Source organism: Streptomyces bambusae (assembly GCF_019400985.1).
Lineage (GTDB): Bacteria > Actinomycetota > Actinomycetes > Streptomycetales > Streptomycetaceae > Streptomyces > Streptomyces bambusae_A.
The window spans coordinates 1-10,200 of record NZ_WTFF01000264.1; the positions used below are offsets into that span (position 1 = coordinate 1).

Annotated in this window: 11 protein-coding genes and 1 pseudogene; 4 read left to right on the forward strand and 8 right to left on the reverse strand. The window is 72.5% G+C overall.

Annotated elements, in window-relative coordinates:
- Positions 1 to 273 (forward strand): annotated as a pseudogene (locus tag GPJ59_RS27675) (hypothetical protein); the annotation flags it as partial.
- Between the two features lie 135 nt (positions 274 to 408).
- Positions 409 to 891: a large conductance mechanosensitive channel protein MscL gene (mscL, locus tag GPJ59_RS27680; protein WP_219670425.1), complete on the forward strand. Its 483-nt coding sequence runs from the start codon at positions 409 to 411 to the stop codon at positions 889 to 891.
- A 103-nt stretch (positions 892 to 994) separates the two neighbouring features.
- Here mscL and GPJ59_RS27685 read toward each other — a convergent pair whose 3' ends face one another.
- The 6 genes from GPJ59_RS27685 to GPJ59_RS27710 form a co-directional block, all read right to left on the reverse strand.
- Positions 995 to 1,192 carry a hypothetical protein gene (locus GPJ59_RS27685; RefSeq protein ID WP_219670426.1) on the reverse strand — a complete coding sequence of 66 codons (198 nt, stop codon included), beginning with the start codon at positions 1,190 to 1,192 and terminating at the stop codon, positions 995 to 997.
- Positions 1,193 to 1,378: 186 nt separating this feature from the next.
- Positions 1,379 to 1,747, reverse strand: coding sequence for a hypothetical protein (locus GPJ59_RS27690; RefSeq protein ID WP_219670427.1), 369 nt, complete (start codon positions 1,745 to 1,747; stop codon positions 1,379 to 1,381).
- Entirely contained in the window at positions 1,744 to 2,421 is a 678-nt protein-coding gene (locus tag GPJ59_RS27695) for a QcrA and Rieske domain-containing protein (protein ID WP_219670428.1), read from the reverse strand. The genes GPJ59_RS27690 and GPJ59_RS27695 overlap by 4 nt, the downstream gene beginning before the upstream one ends.
- Positions 2,418 to 3,017 carry a 4Fe-4S dicluster domain-containing protein gene (locus tag GPJ59_RS27700; RefSeq protein WP_219670429.1) on the reverse strand — a complete coding sequence of 200 codons (600 nt, stop codon included), beginning with the start codon at positions 3,015 to 3,017 and terminating at the stop codon, positions 2,418 to 2,420. The genes GPJ59_RS27695 and GPJ59_RS27700 overlap by 4 nt, the downstream gene beginning before the upstream one ends.
- A 7-nt stretch (positions 3,018 to 3,024) precedes the next feature.
- Positions 3,025 to 5,340, reverse strand: a complete 2,316-nt coding sequence (locus GPJ59_RS27705; RefSeq protein WP_219670430.1) for a molybdopterin oxidoreductase family protein — start codon at positions 5,338 to 5,340, stop codon at positions 3,025 to 3,027.
- On the reverse strand, positions 5,337 to 6,395 hold the full coding sequence (locus tag GPJ59_RS27710) for an MFS transporter (RefSeq protein ID WP_219670435.1): 1,059 nt from the start codon (positions 6,393 to 6,395) through the stop codon (positions 5,337 to 5,339). Before GPJ59_RS27710 ends, GPJ59_RS27705 begins: the two co-directional genes overlap by 4 nt.
- Positions 6,396 to 6,548: 153 nt before the next feature.
- On the opposite strand from GPJ59_RS27710, the gene GPJ59_RS27715 reads away from it, so the two are divergent.
- The gene (locus tag GPJ59_RS27715) at positions 6,549 to 7,730 is read left to right on the forward strand and encodes a low temperature requirement protein A (protein ID WP_219670431.1); all 1,182 of its coding nucleotides are present in this window, start codon (positions 6,549 to 6,551) and stop codon (positions 7,728 to 7,730) included.
- On the forward strand, positions 7,727 to 9,040 hold the full coding sequence (locus GPJ59_RS27720; RefSeq protein WP_219670432.1) for a cytochrome P450: 1,314 nt from the start codon (positions 7,727 to 7,729) through the stop codon (positions 9,038 to 9,040). The genes GPJ59_RS27715 and GPJ59_RS27720 overlap by 4 nt, the downstream gene beginning before the upstream one ends.
- Before the next feature lie 77 nt (positions 9,041 to 9,117).
- On the opposite strand, the gene GPJ59_RS27725 is transcribed toward GPJ59_RS27720, so the two are convergent.
- Together GPJ59_RS27725 and GPJ59_RS27730 are read right to left on the reverse strand one after the other, a co-directional pair.
- Complete coding sequence (locus GPJ59_RS27725; protein WP_219670433.1) at positions 9,118 to 9,612, reverse strand: DUF5949 family protein; 495 nt, start codon at positions 9,610 to 9,612, stop codon at positions 9,118 to 9,120.
- A gap of 57 nt (positions 9,613 to 9,669) precedes the next feature.
- Positions 9,670 to 10,200 (reverse strand): DUF4352 domain-containing protein (locus GPJ59_RS27730; protein WP_219670434.1); only part of this gene is annotated, 531 nt, incomplete at its 5' end.

The window sequence follows — 10,200 nt, forward strand, 5'->3', positions numbered from 1 at the left end:
CGGCCGGTGTCGGCGCCGGTGCGGATCGCCGACGCGCAGACCGTCCGGCTGCTGCGGCCGGGGGACCGGGTCGACGTGGTGGCGGCGGAGCGGGCCGGCCCGCCCAGGGTGGTGGCCGCCGGGGCCGAGGTCGTCGACGTACCCGCGGTGGACGCGGACGCGGACGCCCTCGACGGCGGCGGCGGTCTGGTGGTGCTGTCCGTGCCGCGCGAGACGGCCCGGGCGCTGGTGGGAGCGGGAGCGGTGGCCCGGCTGGCGGTGACACTGTCATGAAGCGGAATCGCACTCACGAGCAGTCAGGTCAGCTGATCGCGTGCCCCGATTGGACAGCGAGGGCCTGCACTGCCGTAGCTTTCGGAACCGTTCGCTCCATTCCATCGACGGTGACATGCAGAAAGAGGCCGGTCCGTGAGCAAGAACAAGGAGAGTGTCCTGGCAGGGTTCAAGGCGTTCCTGATGCGCGGGAACGTCGTGGACCTGGCGGTCGCCGTGGTCATCGGCGCCGCGTTCACGAACATCGTGAACTCCCTGGTGAAGGGGATCATCAGCCCGGTCGTCGGCGCGATCGGCACCAAGGACCTCGACAAGTACTCGTCCTGCCTGAAGGCGCCCTGCGAGACGAACGCCGCGGGCGAGGTCGTCTCCGGCGTGCCGATCATGTGGGGTTCGGTGCTGAGCGCCACCCTGAGCTTCCTGATCACGGCGGCGGTCGTCTACTTCCTGATGGTCCTGCCGATGGCCAAGTACCTCTCCCGTGTGGAAGCGCGCCGCAAGGCGCGGGAGGGCGTCGCGGAGACCGTGGCGGTCACCGAGCTGGAGGTGCTCAAGGAGATCCGCGACCACCTGGTGGCGCAGCGCGGCGGCGAGCACGACACGCGCACCCGCGTGTAGCCGGGCCGGGGCGCACAGGGCGGGCGGATCTGCCGACCCTGCCGACCCTGCGGGGCCGGGCGGCAGGGTCGGCGCGCCGAGCGGCCGGCTGGGCCGGCTGGGCTCAGAGGTGGTGCGGCGGCTTCTCGTCGAGGAAGCGGGCCAGGTCGGCGGCGCTGCCCGCGGTGGACGGCCGCTCGCCCCACCCCCGGTCCGTGTCGTCCGAGGACTGCTGGTCCAGCGGATCGCCGAAGTCCAGCTGGGGCATCGGCTGGGTGCCGGGCTTCGGCTCGCGCGAACCGGGGGCGGGGGCGTTGCTCATGCCTCCAGGGTACGGCGGGCCCTGCGGCTCCCGGTCGACCGGGAGCCTCGGCCCCCTGAGCGGGATCGGCGAAGTCCGGTGCGGTATCGCGCCCCGTAAGGGGCGCGGGGAACTGCGCGACCAGCCCCCACCGGTCCGCGGTTCCATCACCGCATTTCCAGCGGAGCGCTCAGGCGTCGTACCCGGTCATCGGTCCTTCGGGTCGAGGAGCCACAGGACGAGCACGACGACGAAGGACAGGACCAGGAATCCCGCTCCCCACCAGGCCGTGGCGGTGTCGCCCTTCATCCACTCGTCGACGGTGACCGTCAGCGCCCAGAGCTGTCCCGTCACGACGGTGAGGGCGAGGGTGAGCCGGGCGTTGAGCTTGGAGGAGCGTTCGGGCTCCTGGTCGGTGCCGGCGCCCGGGCCGGGGCCGGTGCGGCGGATCCGCGGGTCCCCGTAGCCGCTGGTGGGCCGGATCTGCGGGTAGCGCTCGCGGACGGGCCGGTTGAGCCGGGGCTGGGCACTGCCCGGGTGGTACTCGGGCCGGGGCGGCAGCTGCGCGTCGCTCATGTCCGCCTCCTGTCGGGGGACGTGGTCTCGGCACCGGCCGCGCCGGGGCAGCCCAGACGCTGGGCCATGTCGGGGCGGGCGTCGCGGAACTGCCGGCACAGCGCGTCCTCGGCGGGCTCCCCCGAGCGTGCGGTGGCGACGGCCCAGACGCTGCCGTCGAGCTGCTCGGTCAGGAAGATCCTGGGCAGCGGGCGCGGCGGTGGCCCGGCGGCCACCTTTCCGGTGCGGGCGTCGAAGACGCCCTCGTGGCAGGGGCAGTACAGCTCCCCGTCCGGGCCCCGGTCCGCGCGCCAGAGCACGGCGCAGGCCAGGTGCGTACAGACGGCGGAGTAGCCGACGAGGGTGCCGTCCGAGAGCCGGACGGCCACGGCGCGGTCGTCGTCGCCGGGGAAGCGGAAGGCCACGGATTCGCCGGGGAGCAGCTGGTCGGCCACCTTGCGCATCTCGGGCAGCTGCTCGCTGTCGCCGTGCCGGTGCAGGATGCCGGCGGCGACGCCGATCCCGCCGGCGGCCAGCCCGCCGGAGACGGTGGCCACGATCCGCAGGTAGTCGCGGCGGCTGGTCAGGGAGTCGGCGCTGATGCGGTCGCGTAGCCGCGCGTGGGCGGCGTCGGTGCCGGCCTCGGACTCGGGGTCGCCGCCGGCTCCTGGGGGGGCCTGCTCGGTCACGCTCATCGGACGTCCACTCCGTTCACCTCGACGACCGGCAGACCGCCGGGCACGGGCCACCGGACCTTGTCGGCGGGGACGACCATCGCCACTCCGGTGGAGACCACCACGTCCCCGAAGGCGAAGGAGTCGGCGACCTGGACGCCGGGGCGTTCGGCCTGGAGCTCCTCCAGGGTTCCGTAGAAGAGGGCGCCGGTGGGGCAGACGGTGGCGCACATGGGGGCGAGGCCGTAGGCGGTGCGGTCGTAGCAGAGGTTGCACTTCATCTGCAGCTTCGCCTGGAGGTCGATCTTGGGGACGCCGAAGGGGCAGGCATTGACGCAGTTGGCGCAGCCGATGCAGCGGCTGGTGTCGGCCTGCTGCACCACTCCGTCGGCGGTGACCAGGATCGCGTCGGCGGGGCAGACCTCGGCGCAGGGCGCGACCGGGTCCTCGCAGTGCATGCAGACGGTCGGGAGGGAGGCGACGGAGCGGCCGGTGTCGGTGTAGTCGAGGTGGATCATCGACTTGCCGCGGTGGGAGTCGCATTCGCGGCAGGCTGAGACGCAGGCCTGGCAGCCGATGCAGCGCCCCGGGTCGATGAAGATCGTTCGGCCCATCATGGCGGGGTCAGCCCCTCTCTGCCGTGCCGCGGCCCTGGGGGGACGTGGGCGGCCGGGGGTCGGTGCGGGAGGCCTGGGTCTCGGGGTAGGCCTCGTGTCCCGGTGCGGTGGGCGGCGCGGGGACCTCGGTGACCTGTGCGGCGGACTCGATCCGGGCGGCGCAGACCTTGTACTCGGGGATCTTCGAGCGGGGGTCGAGGGCGTCGAGGGTCAGGCCGTTGGCGGCGGTCGGCATCGGCCAGTGGTACGGGACGAACACGGTGTCGGGGCGGATGGCCTCGGTGACCAGGGCGGGGAGGACCAGGCTGCCGCGGCGGGTGACCACGCGCACCGGGTCGCCGTCGCGGAAGCCGTGCGAGGGGTGGACCTCCACCCAGGGGCGCGGGGTCTGCTCGACCAGGGCGCCCAGGCGGCGGGTCTGGTTGCCGGACAGGAAGTGGGCCACGGTGCGGCCGGTGGTCAGGGAGAGGGGGTATTCCTCGGAGTAGGGGTCCATCGGCGCGTGCCATTCGACGACCTGGAGGTGGATCTTGCCGTCGGGGTGGGCGGTCCGGCCGTCCTCGAACAGCCGGGGGGTGCCCGGGTGGTCGGTGGCGGGGCAGGGCCAGGCGATCCCGCCGGTCTCCTCCAGGCGTTCGTAGGTGATGCCGTAGTAGTCGTTGACGGTGCCGGCGGAGGCGATGCGCAGCTCCTCGAACACCTCGCGGGAGCCGGGGAAGTCGAACGTGTCGCCGTGGCCGAGCCGGCGGGCGATCTCGCACATGACCCACGTGTCGGTGCGGACGCCGGGCGGCGGCTCCTGGGCCTTGTTGTGCTTGATCACGCGGGCCTCGGCGTTGGCCATGACGCCCTCGTCCTCGGCCCAGACGGTGACGGGCAGGACCACGTGCGCGGCGGCTGCGGTCTCGGAGAGGAAGAAGTCGAACTGGGCGTGGAACTCCAGGGTGTCGTAGCCCTCCTTGACCGTGCGGTAGTTGGGCAGGGACACGAAGGGGTTGTTGCAGATGCCGATGAGGCCGCGGATCTCCCGGCGCTGCATCTGCCAGACCATCTCCATCATGGAGGTGCCGGCGAGCGGGAGGTCGGACTCCTCGATGCCCCAGATCCGGCAGATCTGGCGGCGGTGCTCGTCGTCGGTGATGGAGCGGCCGCCGGGCAGCAGGTCGGACTTCTGGCCGTGCTCGCGGCCGCCCTGCCCGTTGCCCTGGCCGGTGAGGGTGCCGTAGCCGGCGCCGGGGCGGCCGAGGTTGCCGGTGGCCACGCAGAGGTTGATGACCGACAGGCAGTTCTCGACGCCCTGGGAGTGGTGTTCGATGCCGCGGGCGTGCATCGCCATGGCCTTGTCCGCCCCGGCGAACATCCGGGCCACCTGGACGATCTGCTCCTCGGGCACCCCGCAGACGGCCGCGGCCCGGGACGGCGGGTAGGCCCGTACGGCCTTCTCGACCTCGTCCCAGCCGGTGGTGTGCGCGGCCAGGTAGGCCTCGTCGGCCAGCCCCTCCGCGACCACCACGTGCAGGACGGCGTTGAAGAAGGCCGAGTCGGTGCCCGGTTTGAGGGCGACGTGCACGTCGGCGGTGCGGGCGATGGCGGTCTCCCGCGGATCGACCACGATCAGGGACGCGCCGCGGTCCCGGGCGCCCCAGAGGTACTGGGTCATCACCGGGAAGCACTCCCCCACGTTGGAGCCCGCGATCAGCAGGCAGTCGGTGAGGAGAATGTCGGAGAACGGGTTGGCGGCCCGGTCGATGCCGAAGGACAGCTTGTTGGCGCCGGCGGCGCTGACCATGCACAGCCGGCCGTTGTAGTCGACGTGCCGGGTGCGCAGTGCGACCCGGGCGAACTTGCCCACCAGGTAGGTCTTCTCGGTGAACAGGCTGGCGCCGCCGAGCACCCCGAAGGCGTCGTTGCCGTGGTCGCCCTGGATGCGCCGGATCTCGGAGACGGTGAAGTCCAGCGCCTCGTCCCAGGACACCTCGGCGAACTCCTCGTCGCGCGAGCGGCGCATCAGCGGGGCGGTGAGCCGGTCGGGGTGGTTGACCTGCTGGTAGGCGTTGATGCCTTTGGGGCACAGCCGCATCCGGTTGATGTCGTGGTTGCGCGGCTCCACCCCGAAGACCTTGCCGGCGCGGTCCACCCGCAGGTACATCCCGCACTGCACCCCGCAGAAGCAGCAGTGGGTGGGCACGAGGGTCTCGCCGTTCTGGTCGGCGCGCCAGCGGTCGGCCGGGATGCCGCCGGCGTCGCGGAAGTCGCGGGTGCCGGGCGGGGCGATGGAGGGGTCCAGCGGCAGCGGGGGGTCGAGCGGCAGCGGGGAGGTCACCGGAAGCCCTTCTTGACCTGGGTCAGGTAGGCGTTGCCCCGCAGCACGCGTTTGCAGCGGGGGCAGTACTCGACGAAGGAGTCGAAGCCGAGCTTCAGGTCGCGCATGGTGCCGCGCAGGTTCTCCACGTACGGACCGGTGTCGACGGGCTCGCCGCAGCGCTTGCAGGCGAAGACCTGCTCGTCCTGGCGGGCGGTGTACTTGAACAGCTGCATCCCGACGGCCGCCGGCCGCTGGACGATGTGGAAGAACTTCCCGAACGGCAGGTAGATCAAGGTGAGGACCACCGAGACCATGTGCAGGATCGCCAGGAACTCGTAGCCCCCGCCGTGCAGGAAGATCGACGAGAAGGTCAGCAGCAGTCCCGTCACCGAGATGACGATCAGACAGATCAGCGGCAGCAGGTCGTAGGCGAAGCGCTGGCCGGTGATGGCGCCGCGGTCCTTCATCCGCCGCCACAGGAAGTACGAGGCGCCGGGGATGACGAGCACGGCGGCGATGTCGAGGCCGTGGAACATCAGCCAGCCGGCGAGGTCCAGCGAGTCGAAGCCGAGCACCTTGTAGCCCCAGATCCGCATCTCGTAGCCGGGTCCGGAGCCGGTCGACGAGGTGAAGGTGAACCAGCCCCAGGTCAGCGGGAAGGTGATGGCGGCGGCCAGCAGGCAGCCCCAGAAGATCAGCTGGTGGGCGGCCCAGCGGGCGTGCGAGCGGGCGCCGAGGAACTTCTGGAGGCCGAGGTAGGTCGCGGCCATCCGCGGCAGGGCGGTGGGCGCCTTGCGGAAGTTGGCCGCGGAGAAGAGGCTGCCGATGCCGCGCCGGAACAGCCGCCGGGCGCCGGGCGCGGAGACCCAGACGGTGTAGCGGTAGGCGACGCCGAAGGCGAGGAAGACGGTCGCCACGGCGTACGGCAGCAGCGCGGAGTCGAAGTCGCGCAGCAGGCGGCTGCCCAGCACGATCGCGACGATCAGCAGCAGGGAGACGGCGGCGCCCGCCAGCGTGGCCCGGGCCGTCACGGAGCGCTTCGCCGGCGGCCCGGGCGGCTGCTGCGGGGCCAGGTCGGGCTCGAGGACTTCTGTGGGCTCGGACACGGCACCACGCTAGGTGGTACGTCCCATTTCAGCCCGTTACGGGAGTCCGCACGGGGCACGCGGGCCGCGTAGGCCGCGCGCCTCGCCGCGGCGGCCGCCTCGCACTGGTGTCCTGGGGAGATGGCATACGCACCGATGACGGCGCGGAGTCGCGACGAGGCGCATCGCACCGCGACACCGCTGGAGCTGTTCTTCGACCTCTGTTTCGTGGTGGCCGTGGCCCAGGCGGGACGGCAGCTGGTGCACGCGCTCGCCGAGGGCCACGTCGGCGCGGGGATCACGGGCTACCTGTTCGTGTTCTTCGGTCTGTGGTGGGCCTGGATGAACTTCACCTGGTTCGCCTCCGCGTACGACATCGACGACGTGCCGTACCGGGTGGCGACCCTGGTGCAGATCGCCGGCGTGCTCGTCTACTCGGCCGGTATCCCGCGCGCCTTCAACGACAACGACTGGACCGTCGCCGTCATCGGCTACGTGGTGATGCGGCTCGCGCTGACCGCGCAGTGGCTGCGGGCGGCCGCCGGGGAGACGGGCGCGGCCCGCCGCTGCGCACTCACCTACGCGGCCGGGCTGGTGCTGTGCCAGGCCGGCTGGGTGGCGCTGCTCTGGGCGCCGGAGGGCAGCCGCCGGTGGCTGTTCCTGGTGCTGGTGGCGGCCGAGCTGCTGGTGCCGGTGGTCGCCGAGCGCCGCCACCAGACGAACTGGCACCCGCACCACATCGCCGAGCGGTACGGCCTGTTCACCGTCATCGTCCTCGGCGAGACCATCGCGGCGAGCACCGTCGCCGTGCAGTCGGCGATCGACGAGCACGAGGCGCTGGACGTCCTGCTGCCGATCGCCGCGGGCGGGCTGCTGCTGGTCTTCGCGGCCTGGTGGATCTACTTCGCCGTGCCCGCGCACGACCGCCTCGGCAGCAACCGCGAGGCGATCCCCTGGGGCTACGGACACTACGTGATCTTCGCCGCGGCGGCGGCCATCGGCGCCGGGATCGAGGTGGTCGTCGAACACGCGGTCGGCAAGGCCCATATCTCCACGCTGTCGGCGAACCTGTCCGTCAGCGTGCCCGCCGCCACCTTCCTGGCCTTCGTCTGGCTGCTGCACTCCCGCCACTTCAAGCGGGGCCCGGCCCAGCAGGCGGTGCTGCCCACCGCGGCGGCGGCGATCCTGGCGTGCGCCTGGACCGGGACGTACGCGGTGCTGTGGGCCGGGCTGGTGGCCGCGGCGGCGGTGGCGACGGGCGTGACCTTGGTGCACCGGACGCGTTCTGAGGGCGTGAAGCGACAGGAAGAGGTGCGTTCATGACGATCCCGGCCCAGTCCGGCCCCGGTGCCGGTGAACCCGGCCTTGCCGACCCGGCGTTCTGGCGGCAGCCGCCTGCGGCCCGGCTGGCGGCCTTCGCCGGCCTGCGCGCCCTGGATGCGCCCGTGTACGTCGACGAAGGGCGCGGGCGCGGCCACTGGGCGCTGGTGCGCCACGCCGACGTGCAGGAGGCGAGCCGGCTCCCGAAGGTGTTCGCGAGCGCGCCCGGGGTCACCACGCCGGAGCCGGCCCGCTGGGTGCGGGCGCTGTTCGGGGACTCGATGGTGAACCTGGACGGTGCCGACCACGCCCAGCTGCGCAAGATCGTCCAGCGGGCGTTCACGCCCCGGCTGCTGGCCGCCGCGGAGGCCGACATCCACGCGGTGGCGGCGCGGATCGTGGACGACATGCTGGAGCGGCGGCCGGACGAGTTCGTCGCCGCCGTCGCCTCCCGGCTGCCGCTGGAGGTCATCTGCAACATGATGGGCATCCCGGAGCGCTTCCGGCCCGAGATCGCCGACCGGGTCAACCACGCCTCCGAGAACATCGGCGTAGAGCGCGGGCTCGCCGCCCGGCTGCGCGTCCCCGGCCGGGGCCTGCGGGCGCTGGCCCGGATGCAGCGGATGGTGGCGGGCATCGGCCGCGAGCGGCGCAGGAACCCCTCGGACGACCTGATCTCCGCCCTGGTCACCGCGAACGTCGACGGGCAGGCGCTGGGGGCCCGGCAGTTGGGGGCGTTCTTCTCGCTGCTGATGGTGGCGGGGGTGGAGACCACGCGCAACGCCATCACGCACGGCCTGACGCTGCTGACCGACCACCCGGAGCAACGGGAGCTGCTGCGCTCGGACTTCGAGGCGTACGCGGACGGCGCGGTGGACGAGATGATCCGGCACTCCACGCCGATCATCCAGTTCCGCCGGACGGTGCGCGCCGAGCACACCCTGGGCGGCCGGACCTTCACCCCCGGCGAGAAGGTGGTGCTGTACTACGCGTCGGCCAACCGCGACGAGGCGGTCTTCCCCGACCCGGACGCCTTCGACATCACCCGCTCCCCCAACCCCCACCTGGGCTTCGGCGGCGGCGGACCGCATTTCTGCCTGGGCGCGCACCTGGCCCGGGTGGAGATGAAGGCCCTGTTCCGCGAGCTGCTGACCCGGCCGCGCGACCTGCGCGCGGTGGGCCTGCCGGACCTGGCGGGGTCGAACTTCGACAACCGGGTGCGGTCGCTGCGGTTCGCGTTCGAGGAGGGCGGCTCCGAGGAAGGCGGCTCCGAGCAGGGCAGGGCGGTGGAGGGCAAGGCGGTGGAGCGGTAGGGCGGCGGGCCGGCCACCGGGCGGGCTGGGAGCCCGGCGGCCGGCAGCTCGGCCGGACGGACCTGCTTCTGCAGCCGTTACTTCTTCAGCCGCTGCACCTGGAGCACGCAGTGCGCGCTGCTGGTGAGCACCTCTTCGTCGCCCGCGAACTTCTGCAGGGTCTCGGCGGTCACCGGCCGGCCCGGCACGGCCTCGGGCCAGGGGCGGGTGGCGAACAGGAAGTACACCTGCTCGCTGTCGGCGGCCGCGGCCACCCACTCCGGGGGAGCCGTGCAAGTGGCGTTGAGCCCGGGCATGGTCAGGGCGACCTGGTCCGCCTCGACCAGGACCTTCACCGGGAAGGCGTGCGGGTTACGGGTGCCGTCGAGGACCACGTCGCCGATGGGCAGGCCGATCTCCTCCAGCAGCCCGCGGGCGGCCGTCTCACCGGCCGCCGGGCCCGCCGGGCCGTCGCCGAGGGTGTAGGCGAGGAGGTACGGGATGTCGTGGCCGTCGTCGGGGTCGCCGATCCAGGCGAGCACCGAAAGGGTACCCAGCTGCGACCGGTCGATTTCGGCATGAGTCGAAGTCATGCGCCGCACCCTAGTCGTCTTTCACTTCAGCCTTTCGCACCCCTTCACCCGGCCGGGCTAGACCGCCCAGAAACCCTCTCCGGAATTCGCCTGCGTGTTCGCGTCCTGGTACTGGAGCCGTACGATGCGCGCGTTTTCCGGGATTTCGAACACCACCCAGCCTTCGGCCCGGTCGCCGACCGACAGGGAATCGAAGACGAGTGGTTTGCCGGTGGTGAGTTCGCCGGTGGCCACCGAGGGATAGCGCTGCCCCGCGCTGTCGAGCGCCCACATGCGCCCGAGTTCCCCGTACGTCGCACCGCCCACGTTGACGAAGGACATGCCGGCCCCGACCCAGCGCTTGCCCGCGGGCGGGGCGTAGTCCTTGTCGAGGCTCACGGCCGGGTCGACGTACGCGGTGAGCACGGCCTGCAGGTGCCGTCCCACCTGGCGGCCGTGCACCCGTACGGGTTCGCCGACCCGGGCGTCCTTGGCGGGGCCGCGGGAGTCCGCGGGCTCCCCGTCCACGCCGGGCGCCGCGTCGTCCACCGGGACGGCCGGGGCGGCCGCGGGGGCCACGGCGGCCCCGTCGGCGGCGCCGGAGCAGGC